The sequence below is a fragment of the Henriciella sp. AS95 genome (assembly GCF_038900055.1).
In the GTDB taxonomy this organism is placed as follows: Bacteria; Pseudomonadota; Alphaproteobacteria; order Caulobacterales; family Hyphomonadaceae; genus Henriciella.
On the sequence record NZ_JBBMQM010000001.1, the window covers coordinates 2,655,298 to 2,681,162 of the forward strand.

Here is a 25,865-nt window from a genome sequence, read left to right on the forward strand (position 1 = left end):
GCTAGTTCGCCGCCGCTGCATTCTGCTCGTCAATCTGGCTCTTGAACACTTCCAGCATCCCCAGAAGTGGATCGCCGGGCTCCATTCCTTCGCGAATTTTGGCCCAGTGCGCTTCGGCGGCCTCGACGTCACCAGCGGCGTAGGCCGGCAGCGCCGACAACAGTCCCGCCCGTTTCTGCGACGGATCCAGGCGCCACGCTCGGTCATACAGACGCGCCGACGCCGGCGTCACGACGCCGCCATCGCGCAGCATGATCTGGTCAGCCAGGGCCACCAATGACGGCACATAACTGTCATCGCGGCGCAGCGCTGACTGGAAGGCCCGGATGGCATCATCGGTCCGCTGCTCGGCACGCATGATGACACCAATGAAGTGATGCGGCTCTGGCGCGTCAGGCTCCTGCCGCGCCGCCATTTGTAGACGCGCCAACATTTCAGGCGGTGTCAATGATGCCGGATTGCGCCCTGCAATCTCGGCTTCCCGGTCCGCATAGGGTTGCTCCGCCAGCAGCGGTTTTCCCAGCAGAAGGTAAAGTCCGCCAGCCGCGACGACACCGCCGATCAGCATGATGAGAGTCTGCCGCGTCATGACCGGCGCAAACCAATCGTGGCGCGAAGACCACCCAGCGGACTCTCGGACAATGTGAACCGCCCCTCATTCATTTCTGCGATGTCGGCGACGATGGCCAGACCCAGTCCTGTACCAGGCGCGGTCTCGTCGAGGCGCACACCGCGCTTCACAGCGGCGGCCATTTCCTCGTCGGTGAGACCATCACCATTATCATCGACATGGATCAACATGAGGGCGTTGTCGCCCGCTTCCGCTGAGACTTCAACGCGCGATTTCGTCCACTTGCAGGCATTCTCCATGATGTTTCCTAGCATCTCTTCGAGATCCTGCTGTTCAATGCGGACAAACACATTTGGAGAAACGGATGAACTGACTTCGATATTGCTCGCTTCAAACAGGCGATTGAGCAGCCGGACCAGCCCGTCGACAACCGGTTTCACCTCTGTGCGAACCCCCAACGCTTCGGCCCTCGCGGCAGCCTGCGCGCGTTTCAGATAGTGTTCGACATTCGCCCGCATGGCTTCAGTTTGCCGCCGGACAACATCATCGAGCGGGGTACTGCCCGTCGCTTCGTTGCGCAGAACCGCCAGAGGTGTCTTCAGCGCATGTGCGAGGTTTCCAACATGCATCTGTGCGCGCTCAACAATGGAGCGATTATTGTCGAGCAGCTTGTTGAGTTCGTGGGTGAGCGGAATGACCTCAATCGGATACTCACCGTCCAGTTTGGCCCGCTGCCCGCTTCGGATCTGTGAGATGTGCAATTGCACGCGCCGGAACGGCAACAGCGCAAGCCGCAGACCGACCCAGAGCGCGATCAGCGTGCCGCCAGCCAGAAAGGTCATACTGATGAGAAGGAGAAGCCGAAGCTGGTTGGCGCCTTCATCCGTCGCTTCCCTGTCGGCTGCCGAAATAAGGAGGATCGGATTATCGCGATTGGGAACGATGATCGATTTGGCCGCCACTCTCAATCGCTCGTCCGCCGGCCCGACAGCGTTGCCGTATTTGGTTGCGCCCGGATCAGCAAGCGCCTCATTCGCGAGTTCGATATCGAATGGCAGCGGTCCATCCCATAGGCTCTGAGAGCGAATATCTGACCCAAAAGAGCCGTCTGCACCGACAGCCACCATGGCCCAATACCGTCCGGACAAAGGCAGGTCGTAACGCACATCGCTCGGAAGCCTGTCTTCCTGATCCACCACGCGGCCGTCTGGCAAAATCTCCAACGCGCGCGGCAGGGTGATGAGCGTCGAATCCAGCTCTTGCTCGAGCAGGCGGATCGTCTGGGCCCGGTAGGACACGGTCATCGCGACAATGCCGCCCACAACCGCGATAATGCTCCAGACAATAGCGCCGATCAGCAGCCGCCTGGAGAGCGACAGCTTGGGCCTGGTTGCGTGACGGGTGTGTTCGCTCATCCGGTCTGTCGGGGCCGGCGCCCCGCCTTAACCGGCAATTCCGGCAGTTTCGCCTTCCGGCACGACGAGCCGGTATCCAAGTCCGCGTTCGGTCTGGATGCGATCCGTGCCGATCTTTTTGCGCAGGCGTCCGATGAAGACTTCAATCGTGTTGGAGTCGCGGTCGAAATCCTGGTCGTAAATATGCTCGACCAGTTCGGTCCGCGGCACGACACGTCCCTGATGGTGCATCAGGTAAGACAGGACGCGATATTCGTGCGCCGTCAGCTTGATCGGCCGGCCATTCACAGTGGCGCGGGCCGCCCTTGTATCCACACGCAGATTTCCCGCCTCAAGCGCAGCGGCGGAATGACCGGTGGCACGGCGAAGCAACGCGCGCAGACGCGCCAGAAGCTCTTCAGTGTAGAACGGCTTTGTCAGATAATCGTCGGCGCCAGCATCGAAGCCCGCCACTTTTTCACTCCAGCGATCGCGCGCGGTGAGGATCATGACCGGGAAGTCTTTCCCATCCTCACGCCAGCGTTCCAGGATGGTCACACCGTCCATTTTTGGCAGGCCGAGATCGAGCACAACGGCATCATAGGGCTCGGTATCGCCCAGGAAATGACCGTCTTCACCATCCGCCGCAAGGTCCACGGCATAGCCTGATTGGGTCAGCGCATCGGCGAGTTGCCGGCGCAGATCCGCATCGTCTTCAACAACAAGAATTCTCATGAAACCAACCTAGTTAACGCTGATCACGCGACCGGACTCGGCGTCTATCGTAAATTGCACGAGTTCGCCACGCCGTGTGACCCAGTCGATGATATAAACCTTGCGACCGCCTTGATCAAAGAGGCCGACAAATTTCCGCATATTGCCGCCATATTGGTTTTGGATGGGGCGCAGGATCTGGTTGAGCGGCTTTATCTCGCCGCGCTGTCTCGCATCACGCGCATCATCTGCGGTGAATGAGCTGCCCCATTGCCCCTGCGCGGAAGCGGCAGGAAACGTGGTCATCGGCAGGGCGCTGAGCGCAAGAGCTAACACGATCCGTCTCATGACACCCCTTATGCCGACTCAGCCCTGAACGTTCCCTGAATGAAAAACGCTGGATTTAGTCAGGATAGCCCGAGCCTGTCAGCGCTTGGACGCCCAGTCCTTCAACCCGGCATCTTTCGGGTCGGTGAGTGAAATTTCAAGGCGGACATAGAGATGTCCGGGTTTGTCCTTGAACTGGATGCCTTTGCCGCGCAAGCGAAGCACGGTTCCCGTATTGGAGCCTTCAGGCACTTTCAGCGTCACCGGGCCGCCCGGCGTAGACACTTCAACGCTTCCACCGAGCACCGCCGTTTCAAGCGGGATCGGGACGCTCATACGCAGGTCGGAGCCATCACGCGTCCAGATCTTGCTGGGGCGGACGTGCACTTCCAGCAAAGCGTCTCCGGGCGGACCACCGCTATTGGATTGCTGCCCCTGGCTCTTCAGGCGCAAGACCTGGCCCGTCTCGATGCCGGGCGGGATAGAGACGTTGAGCGCCTTACCGTCGCCCATCGTCATCTGGCGTTTCGCGCCCTGCGCGGCGTCTTCGAACGAAATGTCGACACGGTAGCGCAAGTCCGCGCCCTTGCGAGGACCAGGTCGCCGGCGCTGACCGCCAAACATGCCCGCAAGAATGTCTTCGAACGGGTCTCCCTGAAAATTACCGCCGCCATGTGTCTGACCGCCAGCAAAGCCGCCGCCGAAACCGCCCGCGCCTGCCCCGGCATAGCCGGTCGGATTGCCATCCGCATCGATCAGACCCTGATCGTACTTGCTGCGCTTTTCGGTGTCGCTCAGGATTTCGAAAGCCGCGGACGCTTCCTTGAACGCATTCGCCTTGGCCTCATCATCAGGATGCAAATCCGGATGAAGTTCCTTGGCCTTCGTGCGATAGGCCTTGCGAATTTCGTCGGCGCTGGCCGTCTTCGGCACACCGAGTATGGAATAAAGGTCGCGGCTCAATTCTGTCCTGTCACTTTCTGATGCGGCTTGTTCAGCCCCCTAGTTAGGAAGCTCCTAGCGCGATTGAAACCCATGCGCCACGTCGCCCATCAGCACCAATTTCCGCAACCCTTACAAGATCGTGCTCACCAGTGAGGAAACAACTGGCCTGTGACACGTCCATTTCTGTCACGATAACATTATCAAGCTCGGCCTGAACGCGGTACATACGTAGTTTCACCGGATCCGGAGCATCCAGATTATCCGGGATGTGCATACCGCGCGGGATCCAGCCGAGTTGCCAACCATCCGATGTGGCGACGGCTTCAAGATGAGCCACCGGCCAGGGCAGGTGCGCTCGATCCTGATGCGTGAAGCCTTGCAGAGCGCCCGCACCGGCTTGCCAGTTCAGCTCCAGGCCCAATTCGGCGTCTGCCAGGGTGGAGGCTGAAAGGGCCACGTCCACAACAATGCAGACCGCCCCCGCAAGCGCGCCCACCGCTGGTGAACCATTCAGGCCGCGGAGCAGACCCGTCAAGCGCCACTGCGTCGCTGTCTCCATCTCGGCGTCGCTGAACGCGGCCAGTTCCCACCCCTCCAGACCGTCAATGAGAAGCAGGTTTGCACCGCCCAAAACCGAGATTTCGTCAGCGCTGGAAAGATCGCCATTGTCCAGATCAATGGTCATGGCATTGCCGCGATCCCAGCGACCGACCGGGCCCGGCCCGAAATCATTGACCAACCGCCCGATCCGAGACGGCCCCGCGAGAACCGCTCGTTCGATGAGCCCAGTCGCATTCAGTCCTGCCGAAACTTTGAGGCCACCCTGCCATGGGTCAGCTGAGGCTGCGATGATCGGTCCGGTTCCAGACAGGCCCGCAATGGGCGGACCGTCGATCAGAACCAGTTCCGGCTCAGCAAACACCGTCGCCGGACCCGTAGCCTCAGGCACACTGATCGCTCTGGTGCGAAGAGCACTCACCGGCCGGGTAAGGCTCAACTGCCGAAGCAATCCGTCCTCGACGACATCGCCCACCAGCCAATCTCCCTGAAGGCCGCCTCCGCAGATCAGGTCGCCGGGCTCAATCGCGATATATTCGGGCGGAAGCGACACGCTTGTCACATCGCTGTCCAGCGCCGCGTTCAACAGGGCGAGCGCCAGCGTGCTGGCTTCAGACTCGGTCAGCAGCAACGGCAAGGCCGCGCTGATTGAATAGTCAGCGTCCCCGTCATCGGTCCGTGCATCGACATGCCCCGGCGAATACGCGCCGTCAGCCCGCACGAAACTCAGGTTGAGCCGACCTGGGCGCTTGTCGAGAAGATTGCTTGTTTTCGATGCTCCGGGTTCAGCGACACGGCCGGTATCAATTGCAATCGCTGGCTCGCCACCCTCCACCGCGAAGACGAGACCACTTTCACGCTCACGAGCCATGAATCCATAGACGCCGCGCAAGGGCTCAAGCGCCCGCCTCAAAGGCATCGCCCCTTCAAGCACATAACCATTCAGCGCGCCCGGCACCGCGGAGCTGTCTGCGCTCACGCCCGCTCGCTCGCACATATCTTGAATGACCTCAGAGACCGAAATCAGCCCGGTCCGCCCGTTAAGCCAATGGCCATAGGCCCAGTTCGGACCATCCGACCAAACATCCTCGCGGGCTGGAAAGTCGGGCCATGGCCGGCCGTCCCAAGCCCAGACAAAGGCCTCATCAATGAAAGGCTGCGCCTGCCAGTATTCGAGCGCGGTTTCGAGTGCCTTACGCTGAAACACATCATCGCGCTCACCGGATGAATATGGCGGGAGCGCGCTCTCAGCGCTTTTGGGATCGTAGAAAAGATTGGGAGCGTTGCCGCCCTTGTCCACGGCTGGAAAACCGATCTCCATGAAGCGGACAGGTTTCATACCGCTCATCCAACTCGTCGGAGATGCGCTTCGAACGCCCGCAGGCCGTTCATGATGATCAGTGCCCCACCAACCAGCGATGTCCTTCTGCCGGAAAATCCAGTCCTCTCCGTGAGCGGTGTCCTCGATCGGAGTCCGGATCTGGGCATCACGCGCCGCGCTATCTGCATAGTACCAGTCATAGGCTTCGCCGCCCGACATCTGACTGGTGAGGTATTCCGGGCTATCGGCGCCGATATAGCCGCTGACCGCGTCCAGATGGTCCTCGCCATCGCGCCAGTCGCCAGCTGGTGCGTACCAGTCAATGCCGACGAAATCGACATCGGTCGAAGCCCATAGCGGGTCCAGAGGAAAGAAGACGTCGCCCGACCCGTCCCCAGGCACATAGGCACCGTATTCGGTCCAGTCGGCAGCGTAGGAAACGTCTGTTTCAGAGCCAACAATTGCCTTCACATCATTGGCGAGCTGCACCAGCCCATCGACGAACGGGAAAGCCCCCGTGTCATCGCGAGTGCGGGTGAGCGACACCATCTCGCTACCGATCAGGATCGCGTCGACACCGCCCGCCTCTACGGCCAGCCGCGCATGGTGCAGAATGAAGTGACGAAACCCGAAATCATGATCGGTGCCAAGAAAGGCCTCGATTTCATCGCGCGCGTCGCTCGTCCCGTCAGCAGTCACCGTGATGCGTCCCCGCCATGGAAAGGCGGCCTGTTCAGACTCGCCATAAGGGTCGGGCAAGCCATTCCCTTCCGGCACATCCATCAACAGGAAGGGAGACAGCGTGACCGATGCGCCTTGTGCCTTTAGCGCCTGAATCCCTTCGATCACGCACCGGTCAGCCGGCGTCCCGCCATAGTTCGCACCGCCGTCGCCCTGGCTGACCAGATAGGCCGCGTCGCGTGATTTGCCGGCGACCTCCCATGAATAGGGCACGGTCTCCCTGTCGCGCGTCTCAATGCCCGGCCGGATCTTGCACTGTCCGGCGCGAAGGTCGTCTCCGAACCATCCAACCGTCAGCGCAACAGACCGCGCTTCGGGCAAATCATTGCTGAGTTGCTCCAGAGACAGAGCGAAGTCGGCGACTCCCTGGCCGTTATTCATGTTCAGTGGACGCTCAATTCCGGGAAAGCGCCGCTCACGGACGATCTGGCTTGCATAGACGAATTCACCCGAGGCGGGGATGATGTTCACGCCGCGCACCTGAGTGCGCAGGTCGCCTTGCGAGTTACCAGTTCGAACGACTTCGAAACTGAGCTGCGGCAATCGGTTCCCGAACGCCTCCAGAGGCAGGTCTTCGAAAACCATATAGGCCGTTCCCCGGAAAGCTGGCGCGTTCCCCGTCCCTTCAATTGCCTCGATGAGCGGATCCGCCAGCTGGCTTTCATCACCCTTGTAAAGCCGCCAGTTCAACTCTCCCAAGGCGAGCGTATCGCCATTCGCCCAGACGCGGTCGATGCGGGAAATCGGTCCTTCCGCAATCGCGACCGCCAAACTAACCGAATAGGAATAGTCGGCGACCTTGGGACCGCCCTTCCCCGCACTGCGTTCACGCCGCTTCTCCTTGAAACGGGAGGCCCAGATGAGCTGCCCTCCCACCCGCATCCGACCATAAACATTGGCAATCCCGGCCCCTTCCCGGCTCTCCATTACGTGCAGGGCCTTCAGGCGCGGTCCTTCGACTGTCGGCGCCAAGGCCGCATCGATGGCCCGCCCGGCCAGACCGCCAATCGCGCTGCCGATAAACGCGCCCGAGATCTGTGATCCTGCCAGGTTTACGCCATTCGGAAGGGCGGCTGAGCCAACGGCGCTACCAATATTTGAGAGGATGATTTCACCCATGTCTCAGTCCTCCAGTCCGGGAAAGGAAAAGGCCGCCACGATGCGCCGGCTCCACCAGGGCACGAGGCGGGTTTCACAGACGCTTCGTCCCCAATACGCATGAATGATCCGCTGTTCGCCGCTCATGACGGCGCAGTGCTTAGCCGGGCAGCCAAGCCCCATGCGGAACAACAGCACATCGCCCTCCCGCGCCGAGCCGGGCGCAATTTCAATGAGGTTTCGTCGGGCGGCCGCCAGCAGCACATCGTCGCCGGTGAGTTCAGCCCAGTCCGGCGCGTAAGGCGGCACCTCTTCCGGTTCAGCGCCCAGGAAATGGCGCCAGAGACCCCGGATCAGCCCAAGACAATCGGTGCCAACATCTCGTTTACTGGCCTGGTGCTGGTAGGGCGTTCCCACCCATTCGCGGGCGGCCGCCACGATCTCGGACCGCGTCATCGCCGACCACCATCATTACCTGTGGCGGCCGGGCCGGACAGCACGAAGTCTGGCCCGGGCAGATGTGGAAAGCCTCGAAAGTTCTGGACGTTATCAAATGTATCACGGCACGTTTCGAACCGCTTGTCACACATCTGGCCGTCAACGGATGAAAGGCCACAGCGCGCATCGCCGAGCTTTGCGTCACACCGGCTCGAATAGGAGCGCCCGAGCGGTCGCTCCAGATCGGCCTTGATGGAGATCAGCTCGGCCTCAAAAGCCCCTTGGGTTTGAATGACCTCGCTGAGATAGCCGGTCCAGACGAGCACAAAGTGCTCCGGCTGCTGCCAATCCGTGCGGTGAATATGAACCCGCGCGCCATTCCAGAGGCCTGCCTCCAGGTCAGCTTCGGAAATTGCATCAGAAGTCAGTGCGCCAGCAGCAGCCGCCCGGCCTGGCCGCAACCCGCCCGCCAATTCCAGACGACCGGCTTCCACAGCAATTCCAGGTTCGTGCAGGACGCCATCGCGCACAACGGCCTGATCGTGATCGGTCAATCCGACTGTCAGGCTGTCCTTGCGAACCAGCGTCCAGCACAGGCAGGTCGTTAACGTGTCACGCGAGAGGCGCGCCCTGAACGTTTCATCGATCAATCTCATGGCCGCCCCTCATACCAGCTCGATGATTGGTACGCTGATCGATCTTCCGGCCCCGAAGGCTTCGAACGTCAGGTCGAGCTGGTCGACGTCGAACCGAACGGCACAATCGAACTCGAATCCGGCGGTGATCACCGCGCCCGGATCCGGTGGCACGTCGAAAGAAATCAGGCCTGTTGCTGGTTCAACCGTCCATCCCGTCTCGAGTGCTGAACCGTCGATCGCGATGAGAACGCTGTCTGCCACAGGCTTTTTGATCGGGCGTGAAACGTCACCATAAGCCTTGCAGAGTTGAAAGCTGGTTGTCGCGCCATCACCGGTTCCGATGTGCTGGTCAGTTGCCGTGATCCCAATGCCCAGCGCAGCCGATGAGGCATCCATCATGTCGCGAAACCGAAAGCCGTGCAGACGGCCTTTCCGCGCGTCAAAAAAGTCAGTGAGTCTGGCAAGATCAGCAAGCGACGAGACGCTGGTCGAAACGTCCCAGCGCCGGCGTCCATTCTGCCACTTCGCATTGCGCAATTCAGCCCCGTTCTTCAATGCAATCACCTCGGTCGACCAGCCAGGCCCGCCTGAAGCCCCCTGGCCCAGCGACAAGGGAAAAAGCACGTCGTGAAAGTCTGCCGATGTCATAGATATCGCCCTCCGAGGGCCGCTGCCTTGGCGAGGGCTTTCGTAAGTTCGCGCTGTGCCCCCACCGGCATTGCCGACGCATTGCCAGAGACGTTGACGTTGAACGTTGAAGACTGCCCCGCCGCGCCAAGGCCAGTGCGGGCAAGGGCCGCTTCGGCGGCAATCCGCGCAAGATCAGCCAGAACCGACTGGGCCATCCGTGAGAAATCGAACTCGCCGGATCGCGCCGCCCGCGACAGTGACTGTTCGATACTCTGGCCCGCCGTTGAAAACGCGCGCTCAAGGGCCCTCGCCGCATCCCGGCCAGGGCCTTCTGCCAGGCTCGCCAATGCGTCGCTAGCAGACGACAGATCCGCGTCGAAGTCATTCATCTCGTTTTCCCTTTTTATCCGGATGGGCAACCAACATTGTCTCCAGCTGCGTGCGAGTGAGCGCCTGGCCTGATGGTCCAGTCAGCCACCGCCACTCGCGCAGCGAGAGCCGCCAGAATTCAGCCGGACGGATGCCCATCATCAGTGCCGCTCGCAGCATCTCAGCCCAGGGCAGCATGAAACGCCTTCGCGACGGCCTTCGCCGCGACGCCCGCTGGACATTGGCGGCAGATCGCCTCGACCTCTCCGCCGGTTGCGCCGCCGCCACGAAGAAGCGCCTCGAGGACCCTGCCTAGCTCCGCTGCTGAGGGCGACTTCATCCGCACCTGAAGCTCGCTCAGCGATGCGCATCCCAAGGCGGTTTCGATCTCGCTCAAGGCTCCCAAGGTCAGACATAGCGGATACATCCGGCCGGCGACCTCAACGCTCGCTTCGCCGCGCGCGCCGTTCATGCGCTCGCTCCAAAACTGACTTCTCCGGCGCTCTGCAACTCGACTGAAAACGTCGCCTCGCCATCATGGGTACCGGCATAGCTCAGCTGCGCGATCTGAAACGCGCCAATGAAACGTCCAAGTCCCGGCACGACGAGTTCCCAGCGCTGGATATCTCCCGCAAAGAAGATCGCCTGCATGCGCGCATCGCTTTCGCTGTCCTTGAATAGGCCGCGCCCCCGAATGCGCATCGACTTGACGCCAGCCCCTGCGAGCAGCTCCCGCCATCCCTGCGGACTGTCCGCGCTCGTCGCATCGACAGGCTGCTGGTTCAGGTCAAACTCGCTGGTACGGATACCGGCAAGCGTGTCGAACGCTTCGGGCACCTGTCCGTCCGAAAGCTTGATCAGAACGTCGCGTCCTCGCTGGCCAGCCATTATGCCGCCTCCTCTGTAATAATTCGAATACGGAGCAAGCCGCGAAACTCGCGCAGGTCTGGCGTTCGCATGGCGTCGCCGTAAAGCGGCTGAATGAGGACGACTCGCTGGCCGGAAAGCATCAGCTCCATGCCCTCGCATGCGGCTCTCAAAGCGCCGATGATTTCCTTGACCGCTGCGCGTCCGCCATCACGAGAGCGCACAGCCAGGGTCAGCGTATGGGACTGGCCCGCCACCCCAGAGGCACCCCTGTCTTCGCAGGTGTGCGCCTCAAGAACGACATGCGGGAATGCCGGCTGCTCGGTTTCGTCGTCGAAAATACGGGCGGGATTGCCGAGCAGTGCCTGCAGGTTGGGGTCCGCTTGCAACGCCGTCAGAAAGCTCTGCTGAAGCGCCATTTCAGCTGACCAGATCATGCCGTCGGCGCTCATAGCAGCACCTCGCGCCGCGCCGCGATGACAGCTTGCGCCTCGGGTGGCATCGCAGCATCGGCACTGCGTCTGTAGGATTCGAGCAGAACGGCTTTCAGGGCTTGAACCAGATCGTCCGGGACATCGCTGGCGTCCCCAAAACCTGCGTCGAAGTCGATTTGTACAATCGCGCCGAATGGGACGGGCGGGCACCAGCTGGTCTGCTTGACGCAGAGCTTTCCATCGATCAGCTCAAAATGAGATGTCACGTCGCTGGAAACATCTTCCGCGTCGATAACTGTGACACTGACGAGCGACTTCACCGGGCTGGGCCGCAGCCGCACGCCGGTGCGGGCGAGGCTATTTGGCCAGCTCCGCAAAGTCCTGCGAAGCGTCCGCGTCACGAGGGCGAGCCCCGCCGCTTCTTCAAGCCTGGCCTGAGCGCTGGCGACGAGATCGCTCACGAGCTGGTCCTCGCCATCATGGCCGATCCTCAGCCAGGTTTTCGCCTCGACGAGAGACAAAGCCTTCTCGCCCGGCGGTGAAATCACCGTCAGTGTCATGATTATCTCTCAGATTTTTAAGAGGTTTGTCTCTCGCCCAACTTCGGCGTTGTGTTGCTAGACCAGCGTCTGCAGCTTCTCGACGACCGCACCACCAATTGGCAAGGCGATGGATCGAAGCAACTCGTCATCGATCTGGGTTTCGGTCGAGTTGATCAACGTTGCGACAGCCTCGGCCACTTTTGTGGTGAACTCGTCCTGCTGCGGCTTGGTGAGCAGTGCGGCCTGGCGGACCAGGGTTGTAAAAATGGATTCGAACATGGGTGTTTCCTTTGTTGAGAGTCTGGGAGGATAGCCGGGCGCAGACCTGTCGCCGCGCGCGGTCAGATCGGGTCAGGATCAGAACACCATCGCCTTGATGGCATCGAAGTTCTGGACGCCGCCACCGACGCGCTTCGTCGTGTAGAAGAGCACGTAAGGTTTGGCGGAATACGGATCGCGGAGCACGCGCGCGCCCTGCCGGTCGGCGATGAGATAGCCGCGGCGGAAATCGCCAAAGGCTATCGCCGCATTCCCGGTGCCGATGTCCGGCATGTCTTCGAGCTCGGTGACCGGATAGCCGAAGATCGTCTGCGCCTCGCCATTCATGCCAGGTCGCCAGAGATAGCGCCCATCTGTATCCTTCAGCTTACGGACGGCTGCCACGGTGCGCCGGTTCATCACGAAACGGCTATTGACGCGAAATTGCGACTTCGGTGTCTGGATGAGGTCGATGATCTGGTCGCCCGCATCATCCTCGGTAAAATCACCCGCGACTGAGCCGATCTTCCCCCAGGCATGTGAGGCTTCAGCGACGACCGTATAGTCCAGAAAGCCCCGCGGCTTGCCTGAACCATCGCCCGTCACGAAGGCCGCGCTTTCCTGGATCGAAAACGCCGCTTCAACCTCGTCAGCCAGCCACTCATCGACATCGGCATAGGAGTCTTCGAGCAGAGTCTGCGTGGCTGCCGGCATGGCGTAAAGTTCGCCTGCTGGAAATTCGAGAAGGCTAAGGCCAGCCGTCGTGGTTTCAGGCCGGGCGGCCGTTTCGCTCGCCCAGGCGGCGCCCACACCAAGGCTGACTGGCTTGCGATAGACGCCTGCTGACGTCTGCCGTACGCTGGCAATCTGGCGCATGGGAGAGGCCTGCATCAAGCGGGCTTCAATCATCCGGTCAAGTTCCGGCGGCGCCGTATAGCCGCCCTGATCGTCGGTCCCTGCCGACAGCGACTTCATGTCCAGCCTCGCAAGGCCGCTTTCGTCGCCCTTTCTCAGGTATCGCGACCAGGCCTCATTCTGCTCGCCCTCCGCAACGGTGGCGGGGGCACCTTGCTCAGGCCGCGCCGCCTTCAGGCTGAGCTGATCGAGCCTGCGATCGAGCTTCTTTAGTTTGTCGTCGAGCAGCGCGTCGGATGAGCCCTTCACCTCCATCTCGGCAAGGCGCGCATCATTCGCCTGCTTGTAGGCCTCGAACGCGGCCATCATGTCGGCTGCGACAGACTTCATGTCCGTCCCCGCCATCTTGGTTTCCTTGGTCACTTCATTCTCCTGCTAAATCGCATCTCTTCGCTTCGCTCAGGCGAACTGCGCCTTCGCCTTGCTCGTGGGGCACCTTCATGGTGAGCGAAGTCGAACCACGAAGGTGCTGGTCCTTCCTCAGGCCGCCCGCGCGGCCGTTCCAATCTGTGTGAATCTTGCAAGCGGCTGCATCGGCTCTGCGACCAGCGAGACCTCCACGAGATCGACGTCGCTGAGCGCGCGCCCTCCTTCGACCCTCGGGGTCCAGAGCCGCGCTCGAAAGCCGATCGAGAGCCCATCGAGCCCCAGCGCCACAAGCTTGCGCGCGCCCTCTCCTTCAATCAGCCCACGGACGAACAGGCCTCGCCCGTCCTCGATCAGCCGCGTCCAGCGTCCTGCCACCGCACCACTCCTGTGCTGGAGCAGCATGGGCAAGCCGCCTCGCTTGAGGCTGCGGGCAAAGGCGCCCGCCCGGATGACATCACCGGAAAGATCCGGCGCCCCGAACAGAGCGGCATAGCCTTCGATCAGAATTGCCTTATCCATCGACGCGCTCCAGCCGGCTTTCGATCCGGTCGAGCTGGGCCTTCATGGCGCCAAGTTCGGCTTCGACGCGCGCAAGACGTTCACCAATCGGACTGGCCAGTTCGACGCGATGCTCAAGCGCTGAAATCCGTTGCGCCGCCGCGCCCGCCCAGACCAGCGCACCGCCTGTCTGAACCGCAATGGCAAACAGAAGCGCGATCGTGACTTTCCGCTCGATCACTGGCCGACCCCCGCCATGGCGCGCTTTTCTTCGTCGGTCAGGAAGCTCGCCGCTTCCAGCCGCGTCCAGAGCGCTTCGCGTTCGGCAGCAAAAGCCGGCACAGCGTCCAGATCTGGTCTGATACTCACCGCCTCGAACCGGCCAGCCAGCCAGATCGACAGCGCGTCGGCCACCTTGTGAACGAGAGGCAGCACCGTCAGTCGCCAGAAGGCGAGATTGGCTTCCTTATAGGTCGCATACGTATTGTCGCCCGGAATACCGAGCAGCATCGGCGGCACACCAAACGCCAGGGCGATCTCACGGGCCGCTGCATGCCGGGTTTCGGCGAAGTCCATTTCCGCTGGCGATAGCGACATCGGTTTCCAGTCCAGTCCGCCATCAAGCAGGAGCGGGCGCCCAGCATTGTGCTTGCCAGCATGCGCGGTTTCGATTTCTTCCTTGAGCCGATCAAACTGATCGGGCGTGAGACTTGTGCCATTCTTGCCGTAGACCAGCGCTCCCGACGGCCGGGCCGCGTTGTCGATCAGCGATTTCGCCCAAGCGGCTGCGCCATTGTGAATGCCGAGCGCCTTGTGCGCAGCGGCCAGCGGCGCAAGACCGTGAATGCTGTCTGAGGGGTGGTAGAGCTTGAGGTGCAGGACCGGGCTCCAGCCATCGGCTTCACGATGGATGATCCGCTCGCCTCGGCGTTGGCGAACGGCCCAGCCGATCAACCCGCCTTGTGCGTTGGTTTCAGCACGCACCGTGTCCGCCCGCAGAGGAAAGAGGCCCTTGGGTTCACTGTCGCCTGTTAGCGTCACCGCCTCAGCCCAGGCGTTACCGGTGATCTGAAGATCGCCGTAAAGGCGCTCAAGCAGAACGCGGCCCGCCTCATCCGGCGACGGATTGGCGAGCAGCGTAGCGGCCGCCTCATCATTGCTGACAGTGAGCGGAATGGACGCTGCGGCCTCGGCAATCATCCGCACGCAGCGATAGACGATCGCATTTCCCGCGAAGCCGTCACGCATCAGCGTCCCTGCGTCCTGACGCCCCCAATGGCTGGCCGGCAAGCTCGCCAGGGCCACGAAGGACGACGCCGCCCGCGTCTCAGTTTTCTGCCATGGCCACCGCATCCATCACTCCTTGTTGCGTCGATGGATGCACCCTATGCGGGCGACCTGTCCGGTATGGGCGATTTCATTGCGATCGCGCTGGGACGGCAGGTGCGGCCGGGAAACTCGCAGAGACTTCCCGCGACGCTTAGTCCAATGAGCGGACCGAGGGCTCTGCGCCGGGCGGGATCATGATTGCTGTGATCGCCCAGACCAGCGCGTCCAACCTGTCGGGCGAGCCGCGAAAGCCGGGCGCGCCGAAGGTCATCATTTCTTCTTCAAGCGCTGGAAAAACGCCAACATGCTTGACGTCACCCTGCTGATATCTCGCCGCCACGGGCCCAGCGCGCATCAGCTTCGGCAATTGTGCATGCATCAGGATGACCGGCACATCCGCCCCGGCCGTAGCGAGAACGGCACGAACCATTTCCCCGCCCTGATTCGACTCAGCGACAATGCGGCGCGCGCCGACGGCCTTGGCGGTTGAGACACACCGGCTCGCCCATCCGGTCGGCGTCAATCCCTGTACGCTGGCATCATCGAGAACGTAAATCTCTTCACGCAAGCCGGGCGCACGGACGGTGCCCACAGCAACGATGCCACAGGCATCCGCATCAGCGCCAAAACTCGCAGGCGGGTCGACGGCCACGATGACATCGCTGAAACGCTCCGGGGCCGAGGACACGCGCGCCCTGTCGAGATCAACCTGTCGCCAGAGTGCGCCGTCAGCGTCATCCAGCAGCTCGCCATTCAGCTCCTGCAGCCCGATCCGGGTCCCCGCATATTTTGATGTGACGTGCTCGAGGAACACCGGCGAGAGATGCGCAAGATTGTCATCTGTCTTCGACTTGGTGACCGTAACAGACGGGTCTTTCACCAGTTGCCTGATCAGCGGGATCGGCCTCGGCGTCGTGGTTGCGACGATGCGAGGATTTGGCCCAATTCTGAGCGTCATCTGAAGCATGTCCCAGACATTGAGTCCGTAGTGCCAGGCGGCGAGCTCATCGCACCACGCCGCATCGAATTGCGGTCCACGCAGGCTGTCTGGATCCTCCGCCGAGAACACATAGGCTTCGGCTCCATTCGGCCAGACCAGTCGTCGCCGCGACACTTCGTAAGCCGGTGGCGTTTCACCGTTTCGGCCGATCGCCCGCAGACCGGAGACACCTTCGATCATCACCTCACGGGCATCTCCAAGTGTCGGCGCGACCAATGCGATCCTTTGATAGCCGCCATGGAGCGCCGCAAAGCGGATCCATTCCGCGCCAGCCCTGGTCTTGCCGGCCCCTCTTCCACCGAGCAACAACCAGGCTCGCCAGTCTCCAGCAGGCGGCATCTGAGCCCGCCGCGCCGTCAGGGCCCATGATAAAGTCATGAGCGTTCAGGCCCCGATCAAGAATAGTCTGCTCAGCATGCAAACTGTATAGTCGCAAGGCCGGGTCGGTCGGATCGATTGCGCGGCTGACGCAGCTGGCTACACTCCTTCAGAAAGGAGGATGCAACCATGTTTCTGTTCCTGCTCTGGTGGTGCGTGGACGATCACCTTGCGGCCGCGCTGGAAACGCCAGGTCTCGGCGAATTGCCGCTCTGGGTCCCGCTTATCCTGTCGCTGGCGTTCAGTTTCACACTTCAGGGCGCCGTGAAGCGAAAGGGCTAAACGCCACACTTTTCGCCAAATCGGTGAGTGGTGACAGGTTTTCCCGTAAAAATTGCTAGTTCGCATGTTCGGTTCGGACCACAGTGCACATATGGCGGGAACCAGCCCTTTATCCCGGTCGCGGCCCAAACCGTCGAACCGGACCGGCGTTTTCGCTTCCCTGATGCGAAACCTCGCCGCGCTCATGCTCGCGGTCACGGGCTGGAAACTGGAAGGCGACTGGCCGCAGGATGCCGAAAAGGCCGTCCTCGTTGCAGCGCCTCACACGTCCAACTGGGACGGCTTATGGATGATATTCGCGGCGGCGTACTATCGCGTAAAACTGAGATGGATGGGGAAGAAGTCACTGGTGGACCATCCTCTGGGATGGTTCGTGAAATGGCTTGGCTGCGTCCCCGTGGACCGCAAGTCTGCATCCGACATCGTCGAACAGACGGCCGCTGCGTTTGCTGAAAGCGACCGCCTCACACTTGCCGTCGCCCCGGAGGGCACGCGTTCAGCCATGACTGAGTGGAAAAGCGGCTTCTATCGGATTGCGATAAAAGCCGGTGTTCCGCTGATTATCACGGTGCTGGATTACGGAACCCGCACCGTGAAAATCGCTGGTCTGTTTCAGCCAACCGGCGACTACCAGGCCGACTTGCCGCTCATCAAAGCGTACTACGCAAACGCCGAGGGAAGGCATAAGGGCAATTTCAGCCTCAATGCTGGTGAAGACTGACCCTCAGTCCGGGTCGGACACCTTCACGACAAGCTTGCCGAGATTTTTGCCCGTGAACAGGCGTTCGAGTGAGGCCGGGGCATTTTCAAGGCCATCGACAATATCAGTTTCGAATTTGATTTTTCCGTCCAGAAGCCAACCGGCCATTGCCTGCATGCCTTCTGCAAACCGATCCATATAATCGGTGACGATAAAGCCCTTGAGTGTCACATGTCTCATCAGCAGCATCGAGAAATTGTATGGGCCCGGTACCGGTTCGGTTGCATTGTATGATGAGATGAGCCCGCACAGCGGCATGCGTGCAAAGTCATTGAGCCGCGTCAGGATCGTATCCATGATGTCGCCGCCAACATTCTCGAAGTTGATGTCGATCCCGTCCGGACAATGCTTGTCGAGCGCCGCACCGACATCTTCTGTCTTATAATTTATGGCGGCGTCGAAACCTGCCGTCTCAGTCAACCACCGGCATTTTTCGTCCGAACCAGCAATACCGACCACACGGCAACCTTGAATCTTACCGATTTGACCGACCATTGACCCGACAGCGCCCGCGGCAGCCGACACGACCAGGGTTTCGCCCGCCTTCGGCTTTCCGATTTCCATGAGCCCGAAATAAGCGGTCATTCCAGTCATGCCGAGCGGTCCCGAGAACGCGGTCAATGGCACCCCCGGTATTTGCGGAAGTCTGGAAAGTTCCTCGCCTTTCTTCACATGATAGAGCGCCCAGGTTCCAAGCCCTGTGTTCACGATGTTTCCCTTTTCCAGGCCATCGAACCGGCTGTCTTCAACGATTGAAAGGCCCCCGCCCCGCATCGGATCACCAATCTCGACAGGTGGCATGTACTGGTCCTGGTCTGACATCCAGATACGGTTGGTTGGGTCCAGCGACAGGAACAGCGTGCGGATCAGCACCTCGCCGTCGCCGAGTTCCGGAACGGGCTGCTCGACCAATTCAAGATCGCCATCGCTGACATCGCCGACCGGTCGGTTGCGCAGAATCCAGACCTTGTTGGTAACCATTGGAATTTCCTCCCTGAGTTTTGCTGCCAGCTTATGAGCCGGAAGGATCGGCGGCTAGCCACTAAGCGAGGGAGAGGATGGGATTGGGGGCAAGCAAGGTGCAGCCATGTGCGTTTTGTTTGGAACGAATACCGCGTGCCAGACATATTATCCTTGCAAATCCGAGAAACGGTGACGCCCCCACACTGCAATTTCCGCCGCAGAAAGCGGCGAAATTCGCACCCCCCAAAATACGTCTGCGAAGACGCGTTCAGTTCAACGAGTTCGTCACTGCATCAATCGGAATGTCGTAGTGGCGGGCGCAGAACTGACAGTCCATTTTCAGCGTCCCATCCGGCTCGACCAATTCACGAAGTGACTCGTCAGGCATGCTCGCCAGCGTGTTGCGCAGCCGTTCCTCATTACACGTACATCTGTCGACCAGAGACTTCGGCGTGTCCATGCGCACGCCGCCTTCGTGAAAAAGCCTGAACAGCAGGTCTGGCGCCGAGAGTTCCTCAGACATCAGTTCGTCAATCGTGAGCGTAGAGAACAGGGCCTGCGCCTCGCGCCAGCCCTCTTCAGTTTCGCCGCGCGCTTCATCGCCAGCGATCCGTTGTATCATGATGCCAGCACCGCGCCATTCTCCGGCAACGTCCTTGCGCGCGGCCATGAGAAGACAGGTCTCAACCTGCTCAGAGCGGTGAAAATAATCCTCCGCGCAGGCGGCGAGCGTTCCCTTGGCCAGAGGCACAACGCCTTGGTAAGGCTGCACATTCGGCTTGTTCTGAACGATGATAAGCGCAAGCGCCCCCATAGACCCGAACAGTTGCGGCATGTGTGGCTTCTCGCCCTTGTTCACCTTTTCAAGGTACGACCAGCGTTCCTGCTCGAAGCGCGAATAGGCGCGCACAGCGCCATCACTTGAATACTCTCCGACCAGCATTGAAACTGGTCCATCGCCCTCTGCCTGCGTCAGCACGCGCCCATCGAGCTTCATGCCCGAACCGACCAGCGTCGCCAGGATCAGCGCCTCGCCGAGAATTTCGCCGAGATGGTCCGGATAGGCATGGCGGTGCAGGATCGGCGAAATCGAACCCGGGCCCATGCGCACAATCCGGCCGGCAATAGGGAGCGTTTCCGACGTGAATGACGCGACAAAGTCCTGTGGATGGGAAGAAATAGAGCTCACGTTATCTGTCCAGTATTTGCTTTGTGGGCCATTTGGCGGTCTCACCCTCCGACAACAAGGGGGCGCCAGCATGAGTTGGACAGCGCCGGCAGGCACCAAGGTGTCAACCTGATAGATAAAATCTCATCTATTGGGAAAAGGCCGATTTAAACACAATGTAATATGCCCGATCCTCTGCAGAAGCTAAGAGGGCCAAGAACTTGCTCCTGAAATTGCGCTCCTTGTTCAATGTCCAGAGCGACGACCCGGAACTTAACCGGGCGCGTTACCGCGCCCTGAGCCGGCAGCTTCCCCTCATGTACGGCATCCTCGCAATCAACATGCTTGCGCTAACCATCACACACCGGGACCTGGCGCCTGTCTGGCTGACACTGATCATGCCGGTGCTTTTCATCAGCTACATGCTGGCGCGTACGGTGAAGTATGTGATGAGCCGCCACACCATCACTGAAGACAGCGACATCGTAAAAAGCCTCAACAATACCATCATCCAGGCAGGGATCACTGCAGTCTGCTTTGCAGCATGGGGATTGTCATTCTTTCAATACGGCACGGCAGAACACCATTCACAACTGATCTTCTTTATTGGCCTGACTTCGGTGACGTGTGCGTTCTGCCTCATGCACCTGCCACAGGCAGCGCTGATCAATTTCGCGGTCGTGACAGTCGCTTCATGCATTTACCTTATTCAGATGCAATCAACCGTTTTCCTGGCCATCGCCTTCAACATGGTGCTGGTCGCAGTAGTGTTCGGCACCCTTCTGCTGAACAGCGAGCGGGACTTTGCCCGGATGATCCTCCAGAAAAAAGCTCAGCGTCGCCAGCACTTGCGCCTGCAGATCCTCAACCAGGAAAACCAGAAACTCGCCAACACCGACAGCCTGACAGGTTTGTCGAACCGCCGCCTGTTCCTCGCCGAAATTGACGAACTGGTGAAACAACACGAGCTCTACGCCAGCGAATTCGTTGTCGCGCTAATGGATCTCGATGGCTTCAAACCGATCAATGACGTCTTCGGGCATCCTGCAGGCGACCAGGTTCTGATCCAGACGGCTGATCGTCTGCGAGAAGCATTCGCTGGCGAGCCTGTAACAATTGCACGCCTTGGCGGCGATGAGTTCGGCCTGCTATTCCGCAAACCGGGCACGGACGATCAGGTTCTGGAAACAGCACGCCGCGCCTGCAAGGCGCTGAAACAGGCATTCCAGTTCGACGAAGGCTCGGCCAACCTCACGGCGACTATTGGCATGGCCCGGTTCCCAACGGCGGCGGATACTCGCAGCCACCTGTTCGACCGTGCCGACTATGCGCTCTACTATGCCAAGCAGAATTCCAAGGCTGAACCGGTCTTCTTCTCGCACGAGCATGAGCGCCTGATCTTTGCCAACAGCGCTATGGAGCAGGCACTTCGCCATGCTGATCTCGAGAAGGAAATGTCTGTTGAATTCCAGCCCGTCCTGGACCTGAGCACCGGTCATACACGCGGACTGGAAGCTCTCGCGCGCTGGTATTCGCCGCAACTCGGCCGCGTGCGTCCGGACCTTTTCATCACTGCCGCAGAAAATATCGGCATGATCGGACACCTCACCGAGGTTCTGTTCCGCAAGGCCGTCGCCGAAGCCGCCCACTGGCCGCACCAGCTCATCTTGAGCTTCAATCTGTCGGCCATCAGCCTGACGTCGACCGGCCCTGTACAACGCCTCCTGTCGATCGCCGAAAACGCTGGCGTGTCGCCGCAGCGCCTGATGTTCGAAATCACTGAGTCGGCCGTGATGAAGGATTATGACAGCGCCCAGGAAGTGCTGGCCATCATCCGTGAGGTCGGGGCGCATGTCGCGATTGACGACTTTGGTACCGGCTTCTCCAGCCTCGCCTATGTCCACCGCCTTCCGATCGATACGCTGAAAGTCGACCGCAGCTTCATCCGTGACCTCACACGCAACGAAAAGAGCACGAACGTCCTGCGGTCGATACTCAGCCTCTGCGAAAACCTCGAAATCGGCTGCATTATCGAAGGTGTCGAAACCCAGGAACAGTTCGATCTCGTCACCGACCTGGGGGGCATATGCATTCAGGGCTATTATTACAGCAAACCACTTTCGGCCGGTGATACGGCCATGGTTCTGCAGATCGAATTCGACGAACAAGAGCCGGTCGGCCAGCCTCGCCGAATGGCCGCAAGCTGACCCTTAGCGGACCCAGGCGCCGGGCGAATTCGTCTTGTACCCCAGCGCCCGGTAAGCCGCATCGATCAGCGACTGGCCTCGCTCATTCATGAGCAATCCTTGTCCCATCTGCGTCATCGTATAGCTGAAAGCGAGTCCGCACTCCGGGTCTGCGAAACCGATATGGCCGCCCGCTCCTACATGACCAAAAGCCGCTTCGCCGATAATTGCTGACTGGTCCTGTCCCGCCGGCAGGCCACGATTGTCCATCGATTTCATAAAGCCTGACGCAAACCGCGTCGGCACAAGCAGCGTGGCGTCGCGCTGGGTCGCCGTGGACACCATGCCCATCGCTTTCAGCCGCTCATGCGAAACGAGTGAACCATCATCGCAGGCCAGAGGTGTATACATCGCCACCTGCCCTCTCGCATTCGAGATACCGCCCGCACCCCCAATCTCGGCCTTGTGGGCATCAACGTCGTTCGCGCCCCAGCCACCATTGTTCAGGAACGACAGAGCCTGAATGGATGTCGGCTCGCCCAATAAGAGCTTGGTAAAATCCGACATCGCGTCGCCAGGCTGCGGCGCATAGGCAAGGATATCTGCGATGTGCAGATCAACGCCGTCGGGCACGCCTATCCAGAATTTCGCGCCGGTGGGTCCTGCGACTTCTTCTGCAAAGAACCGACCAAGCGACTTGCCAGAGACCCGGCGAACCAGTTCGCCAACCGTCCAGCCAAAATTGATCATGTGATAGCCATTGCGCGTGCCCGGCTCCCACCAGGCCTGCTCATCCTCCATGCGCTTGATCATGTAGTCCCAATCGAGAAAGCCCTTTTCCTTGATCGGCTCACGAAGCGCCGGGATCGCACTTTCGTGGTTGAGCATCATCTGTACGGTTGTGTTTTCCTTCCCGTTCTTTGCAAATTCCGGCCAGTACTTCGAAACCGGTGCCTGAAGCTCGAGCTGGCCGCGATCGATGAGAATATGCGCACACAGTGCGGTCGCGGCCTTCGTGCAGGAAAATACAATTGAAACGGTGTCTTCACGCCACGGGTCGCCGCTCCGCACATCAGCAACCCCGCCCCATAGGTCGACCAGGGTTTCACCATTCACGCTGAGGCAGACGGACGCGCCCTTTTCGCCGCGCTCGGCAAAGTTACGCTCGAACTCTTCCTTCAGCTCAGCGAATTTCGGGTCACAACTTCCCTGCACAGCGCTCGACATGGCTTTCCTTTCCCAAGGTCATTTTCGCAAAGTCTTTTCGAGTTGTAAGCGCCGCGCAAGGACCTCCCTTGCGGCAAGCCCCTAGAAGAAGACGAAATAAACGACGAAGCCGACGAACAGGAGACCGCCCAGTATTGTGAGCTCGAGCTCATGCTTCTCAAGGATATCTTCGGCCCGCTGCCCAATTGCCATGACGAGCGCCGCCAGAGCGAAATATCGGATCGAGCGCGACAGCGCGACGGCAAGGATGAAGTACAACAACGGGTAACCAGCTGCCCCTGCTGCCGCTACGCCTACCTGGAATGGAAACGGCGTTACGCCGATCATGAACAGGGTCGCAAAGCCGTCATTCTGCAGCTGCTCCATGATGTCCGAATAGGAGCTCTCTGCGTCCAGCATCGACACCAATGGCCGTATGGCCTCTTCAGCGAAGACGGCGCCGAGCCAGTACATCACGATGCCGCCGAGGACATTCCCAAGCAGAAGCGCAGCGGCGATCAGCCAGGCTTTTTTCCGCTTCAAAATCATCAAGGGAAGAAAGACAGGCTCCATCGGCACGACGATGATCGTGTTTTCAATAAAACCGATCAGCGTCGCAAGCGGCAGCGCCCAAGGCCCTTCACCCCAGTCCGATACCGCGCGCCTTAGCGAAGGCGTCTTCTTCTCACCCGTTTCTGACATGCTAACTCAACGGCGCAGATGTCAGCTGCGTTCCGGCACAACGTGCGGCCACTAGAATTTACGTCCAATCCAGAAACGGATGTCATTGTCCGGCGTGGCTTCATTCAGACCGAAAAGCGACCCGACCGTCCACGTCCATTCCCCCTCAAGCCGGCCATTCAGGACCGGCCCGAATTGCTGACTGCGCCCATCAGCGCCAAAGTCTTCGGTGCTACCGAGTGAGTTATAAGACTGCAGAGCGACGCTCATTCCCTCGCCAAGATCATATGCGAGTTGCGCGCGGGCCGAGAGCAGGACGCCATCGGCAGCACTGTCACCAAACTCTATCGCACTCAGCCCCATGAGCCGCGCTTTGAGCCTGTCGCCTAAAACGAACTCATTCGTCCAGTTGAGACCGAGTCTTTCGGCGCGGTCGCCATCACCCAAACGTGCATCGATCCGTACACCCGTCGACCAGAAGGCGGCATCCTCATCGCTAAGCTGGATCGCCAGCTCAGCCTGGACATAATCGTATTCCAGCCCTTCCAGGCCGCCCCGATCAGTCGCCCGAATCAAGACCGTCAGCCGCTTCCGGCCATCAATCGCGTGATTATATCCAAGCCGATGCCCGAACCGATCGTCGGCACCCTCTTCAGTTGTCCAGGCTGAACGGTATTCGAAACTGCGCTCGCCCTCTGAAACCTTGGGTCCCGAAACACTGCTCGTGTTTTGAGCGGCGGCGGAAAGTGCCATGCTCGCCATGGCCAGTCCGCCGCATACCGATACTTTGGCGACTGGTTTCTTCGTGAACATCGCTCCTCCCAGAATCGTCCGCATGCGCCCATTTACAACGTTCGCGCGTCACTGTCACAAATATGACATGACGCTACTCTGGAAATTTGCCGCTGTGGTCACGCGCCCTATCTGCTCGTCGGATCACTTTAACTGGATGGAATGCAGACCTTGGCCGAGACGACGCTCGATAAAGCATACCGGATGCTCACCTCAGAGGATGACGGCCGCGTCTGCCTCGATATTCCTGAGAGCGCCTGTAATCACCAGCCGCGCAACTTCTTCACCCATATCGTCGCCCTGGGAGCAACCAAGACCGCAGATGGGCTTATTGACCCGAAACTGGTCCTGTCCTGGCTACTGACCCAGCTCGGTGCCCCGGCCGTCTTTCTCGGGCTACTTGTCCCTGTTCGCGAGTCGGGTGCCCTGCTGCCTCAGCTTTTCACGGCCGCCAGACTCCGTCGCCTTCCCTATCGGAAGTATGCGTGGGCCGGCGGAAGCATAGTCCAGGGCCTGTGCGCAATCTCCATCGGCATCGCCGCTTTGACATTGGAAGGACAGGCCGCAGGCGCCACGATCATCATTGCGCTGACGGTTCTCGCGCTCGCCCGCAGCGTGTGCTCAGTGACCTATAAGGACGTGCTCGGAAAGACTGTTTCAAAGTCCAGGCGCGGAACAGCCACGGGCACAGCGACCTCGATGTCCGCCCTCTTCGTTCTGGTTTTTGGCGCAATGCTGGCGAGTGGCTTGCTGAAGCGAATGGACGTGGTGGTGACCGCAATTTTCGTTGCCAGCGGCCTGTGGCTTTGCGCGGCCATCCTGTTCGCCACTCTGGAAGAGGAGAAAGGGGCGACTGAAGGCGGACGCAATCCACTCAGCGCGGCACTGGATAATTTCAGACTGCTTCGCGACGACGCTCAGCTTCGCCGCTTCATAGCAACGCGCAGCCTGCTCATTTCAACGGCCCTTGCCCCGCCCTTCATGGTGGCACTCGGCGCCTCCGACAGGTCCGAGAACATGTTCGGCGGTCTTGGCTTGCTCGTCATCGCTTCGTCTGGCGCAGCCCTGCTTAGCTCGTATGTCTGGGGCCGCCTGGCAGATCGCTCCAGCCGCAAGGTTCTCATCTATTCATCGGGCGCCGCGACGATCGCACTGATCGGCACCGTAGTGCTGAACGCACTGGGCCTACTCACAGACATCTGGGCACTTCCCCTGGTGATCTTTGCATTGATGATTGCTTATCAGGGCGTGCGTCTCGGCCGGTCGACGCATCTCGTGGACATGGCGAATGAAGACACACGCGCCGCTTACACCGCGCTGTCGAACACCATTATCGGCGTCCTGCTTCTGGCTGGCAGCGTGTTCAGCCTGATTGCAGAATTGGCAGGGCTTCAAACCGTCATCGTTGTGCTCGCCGTGATGAGCGCGCTCGCCATACCAGTGGCGATCAGTCTGGACGAAGTGCAGGACGACGAAGCGCGGTAGGCCCGCAA

At 60.3% G+C, this 25,865-nt stretch carries 30 protein-coding genes; 4 read left to right on the forward strand and 26 right to left on the reverse strand.

Annotated features, from left to right (window positions below; all coding sequences use genetic code 11):
* Position 1: 1 nt before the first annotated feature.
* From WNY37_RS13050 to WNY37_RS13150, 21 genes are all read right to left on the reverse strand, one after another.
* The gene (locus WNY37_RS13050; RefSeq protein ID WP_342973825.1) at positions 2–589 is read right to left on the reverse strand and encodes a hypothetical protein; all 588 of its coding nucleotides are present in this window, start codon (positions 587–589) and stop codon (positions 2–4) included.
* Positions 586–1,986, reverse strand: a complete 1,401-nt coding sequence (locus WNY37_RS13055; protein WP_342973826.1) for an ATP-binding protein — start codon at positions 1,984–1,986, stop codon at positions 586–588. The genes WNY37_RS13050 and WNY37_RS13055 overlap by 4 nt, the downstream gene beginning before the upstream one ends.
* 27 nt (positions 1,987–2,013) lie before the next feature.
* The gene (locus tag WNY37_RS13060; RefSeq protein ID WP_342973827.1) at positions 2,014–2,700 is read right to left on the reverse strand and encodes a response regulator transcription factor; all 687 of its coding nucleotides are present in this window, start codon (positions 2,698–2,700) and stop codon (positions 2,014–2,016) included.
* Between the two features lie 9 nt (positions 2,701–2,709).
* Complete coding sequence (locus WNY37_RS13065; protein ID WP_342973828.1) at positions 2,710–3,027, reverse strand: PepSY domain-containing protein; 318 nt, start codon at positions 3,025–3,027, stop codon at positions 2,710–2,712.
* Positions 3,028–3,105: 78 nt separating this feature from the next.
* Complete coding sequence (locus tag WNY37_RS13070; RefSeq protein WP_342973829.1) at positions 3,106–3,969, reverse strand: J domain-containing protein; 864 nt, start codon at positions 3,967–3,969, stop codon at positions 3,106–3,108.
* A gap of 43 nt (positions 3,970–4,012) precedes the next feature.
* A complete protein-coding gene (locus tag WNY37_RS13075) occupies positions 4,013–7,690 on the reverse strand; it encodes a glycoside hydrolase/phage tail family protein (RefSeq protein WP_342973830.1) in 3,678 nt (1,225 codons plus the stop codon).
* Positions 7,691–7,693: 3 nt separating this feature from the next.
* Entirely contained in the window at positions 7,694–8,125 is a 432-nt protein-coding gene (locus WNY37_RS13080) for an NlpC/P60 family protein (RefSeq protein ID WP_342973831.1), read from the reverse strand.
* The gene (locus WNY37_RS13085) at positions 8,122–8,763 is read right to left on the reverse strand and encodes a DUF2163 domain-containing protein (protein WP_342973832.1); all 642 of its coding nucleotides are present in this window, start codon (positions 8,761–8,763) and stop codon (positions 8,122–8,124) included. Before WNY37_RS13085 ends, WNY37_RS13080 begins: the two co-directional genes overlap by 4 nt.
* Before the next feature lie 9 nt (positions 8,764–8,772).
* Positions 8,773–9,393, reverse strand: coding sequence for a DUF2460 domain-containing protein (locus tag WNY37_RS13090; protein ID WP_342973833.1), 621 nt, complete (start codon positions 9,391–9,393; stop codon positions 8,773–8,775).
* Entirely contained in the window at positions 9,390–9,764 is a 375-nt protein-coding gene (locus tag WNY37_RS13095) for a phage tail tape measure C-terminal domain-containing protein (RefSeq protein ID WP_342973834.1), read from the reverse strand. Before WNY37_RS13095 ends, WNY37_RS13090 begins: the two co-directional genes overlap by 4 nt.
* Positions 9,757–9,942, reverse strand: coding sequence for a phage tail assembly chaperone (locus WNY37_RS13100; RefSeq protein WP_342973835.1), 186 nt, complete (start codon positions 9,940–9,942; stop codon positions 9,757–9,759). The genes WNY37_RS13095 and WNY37_RS13100 overlap by 8 nt, the downstream gene beginning before the upstream one ends.
* The gene (locus WNY37_RS13105; RefSeq protein ID WP_342973836.1) at positions 9,926–10,216 is read right to left on the reverse strand and encodes a GTA-gp10 family protein; all 291 of its coding nucleotides are present in this window, start codon (positions 10,214–10,216) and stop codon (positions 9,926–9,928) included. Before WNY37_RS13105 ends, WNY37_RS13100 begins: the two co-directional genes overlap by 17 nt.
* Positions 10,213–10,632, reverse strand: coding sequence for a phage major tail protein, TP901-1 family (locus WNY37_RS13110; protein WP_342973837.1), 420 nt, complete (start codon positions 10,630–10,632; stop codon positions 10,213–10,215). Before WNY37_RS13110 ends, WNY37_RS13105 begins: the two co-directional genes overlap by 4 nt.
* Positions 10,632–11,063 carry a DUF3168 domain-containing protein gene (locus WNY37_RS13115; protein ID WP_342973838.1) on the reverse strand — a complete coding sequence of 144 codons (432 nt, stop codon included), beginning with the start codon at positions 11,061–11,063 and terminating at the stop codon, positions 10,632–10,634. The genes WNY37_RS13110 and WNY37_RS13115 overlap by 1 nt, the downstream gene beginning before the upstream one ends.
* Positions 11,060–11,605, reverse strand: a complete 546-nt coding sequence (locus WNY37_RS13120; RefSeq protein WP_342973839.1) for a hypothetical protein — start codon at positions 11,603–11,605, stop codon at positions 11,060–11,062. Before WNY37_RS13120 ends, WNY37_RS13115 begins: the two co-directional genes overlap by 4 nt.
* Before the next feature lie 57 nt (positions 11,606–11,662).
* On the reverse strand, positions 11,663–11,866 hold the full coding sequence (locus tag WNY37_RS13125; protein WP_342973840.1) for a hypothetical protein: 204 nt from the start codon (positions 11,864–11,866) through the stop codon (positions 11,663–11,665).
* Between the two features lie 78 nt (positions 11,867–11,944).
* Complete coding sequence (locus WNY37_RS13130) at positions 11,945–13,123, reverse strand: phage major capsid protein (protein WP_342973841.1); 1,179 nt, start codon at positions 13,121–13,123, stop codon at positions 11,945–11,947.
* Positions 13,124–13,240: 117 nt separating this feature from the next.
* Positions 13,241–13,648: an HK97 family phage prohead protease gene (locus WNY37_RS13135; protein WP_342973842.1), complete on the reverse strand. Its 408-nt coding sequence runs from the start codon at positions 13,646–13,648 to the stop codon at positions 13,241–13,243.
* Positions 13,641–13,868 carry a hypothetical protein gene (locus WNY37_RS13140; protein ID WP_342973843.1) on the reverse strand — a complete coding sequence of 76 codons (228 nt, stop codon included), beginning with the start codon at positions 13,866–13,868 and terminating at the stop codon, positions 13,641–13,643. The genes WNY37_RS13135 and WNY37_RS13140 overlap by 8 nt, the downstream gene beginning before the upstream one ends.
* Positions 13,865–14,980 carry a phage portal protein gene (locus WNY37_RS13145; protein ID WP_342973844.1) on the reverse strand — a complete coding sequence of 372 codons (1,116 nt, stop codon included), beginning with the start codon at positions 14,978–14,980 and terminating at the stop codon, positions 13,865–13,867. The genes WNY37_RS13140 and WNY37_RS13145 overlap by 4 nt, the downstream gene beginning before the upstream one ends.
* Positions 14,981–15,107: 127 nt before the next feature.
* A complete protein-coding gene (locus WNY37_RS13150) occupies positions 15,108–16,334 on the reverse strand; it encodes a terminase family protein (RefSeq protein WP_342973845.1) in 1,227 nt (408 codons plus the stop codon).
* A 129-nt stretch (positions 16,335–16,463) separates the two neighbouring features.
* Between WNY37_RS13150 and WNY37_RS13155 the strand changes: the two genes are divergently transcribed.
* On the forward strand, positions 16,464–16,616 hold the full coding sequence (locus tag WNY37_RS13155) for a hypothetical protein (RefSeq protein WP_342973846.1): 153 nt from the start codon (positions 16,464–16,466) through the stop codon (positions 16,614–16,616).
* A 91-nt stretch (positions 16,617–16,707) separates the two neighbouring features.
* A complete protein-coding gene (locus WNY37_RS13160) occupies positions 16,708–17,337 on the forward strand; it encodes a 1-acyl-sn-glycerol-3-phosphate acyltransferase (protein WP_342973847.1) in 630 nt (209 codons plus the stop codon).
* 3 nt (positions 17,338–17,340) lie between these two features.
* Here WNY37_RS13160 and WNY37_RS13165 read toward each other — a convergent pair whose 3' ends face one another.
* Together WNY37_RS13165 and WNY37_RS13170 are read right to left on the reverse strand one after the other, a co-directional pair.
* Positions 17,341–18,357 (reverse strand): NADP-dependent oxidoreductase, encoded by a 1,017-nt coding sequence (locus WNY37_RS13165; protein ID WP_342973848.1) that lies wholly within the window; start codon positions 18,355–18,357, stop codon positions 17,341–17,343.
* A 250-nt stretch (positions 18,358–18,607) separates the two neighbouring features.
* Positions 18,608–19,528 (reverse strand): Hsp33 family molecular chaperone HslO, encoded by a 921-nt coding sequence (locus WNY37_RS13170; protein ID WP_342973849.1) that lies wholly within the window; start codon positions 19,526–19,528, stop codon positions 18,608–18,610.
* Between the two features lie 200 nt (positions 19,529–19,728).
* Here WNY37_RS13170 and WNY37_RS13175 point away from each other — a divergent pair, with 200 nt between their 5' ends.
* A complete protein-coding gene (locus tag WNY37_RS13175; RefSeq protein ID WP_342973850.1) occupies positions 19,729–21,714 on the forward strand; it encodes an EAL domain-containing protein in 1,986 nt (661 codons plus the stop codon).
* Positions 21,715–21,717: 3 nt separating this feature from the next.
* Here the strand turns inward: WNY37_RS13175 and WNY37_RS13180 are convergent, their stop codons facing one another.
* From WNY37_RS13180 to WNY37_RS13190, 3 genes are all read right to left on the reverse strand, one after another.
* Complete coding sequence (locus WNY37_RS13180; RefSeq protein ID WP_342973851.1) at positions 21,718–22,920, reverse strand: serine hydrolase domain-containing protein; 1,203 nt, start codon at positions 22,918–22,920, stop codon at positions 21,718–21,720.
* Positions 22,921–23,001: 81 nt separating this feature from the next.
* The gene (locus tag WNY37_RS13185) at positions 23,002–23,601 is read right to left on the reverse strand and encodes a VTT domain-containing protein (RefSeq protein ID WP_342973852.1); all 600 of its coding nucleotides are present in this window, start codon (positions 23,599–23,601) and stop codon (positions 23,002–23,004) included.
* Between the two features lie 51 nt (positions 23,602–23,652).
* Entirely contained in the window at positions 23,653–24,393 is a 741-nt protein-coding gene (locus WNY37_RS13190) for a hypothetical protein (RefSeq protein ID WP_342973853.1), read from the reverse strand.
* Positions 24,394–24,543: 150 nt separating this feature from the next.
* On the opposite strand from WNY37_RS13190, the gene WNY37_RS13195 reads away from it, so the two are divergent.
* Entirely contained in the window at positions 24,544–25,857 is a 1,314-nt protein-coding gene (locus WNY37_RS13195) for an MFS transporter (protein ID WP_342973854.1), read from the forward strand.
* Positions 25,858–25,865: the final 8 nt, after the last annotated feature.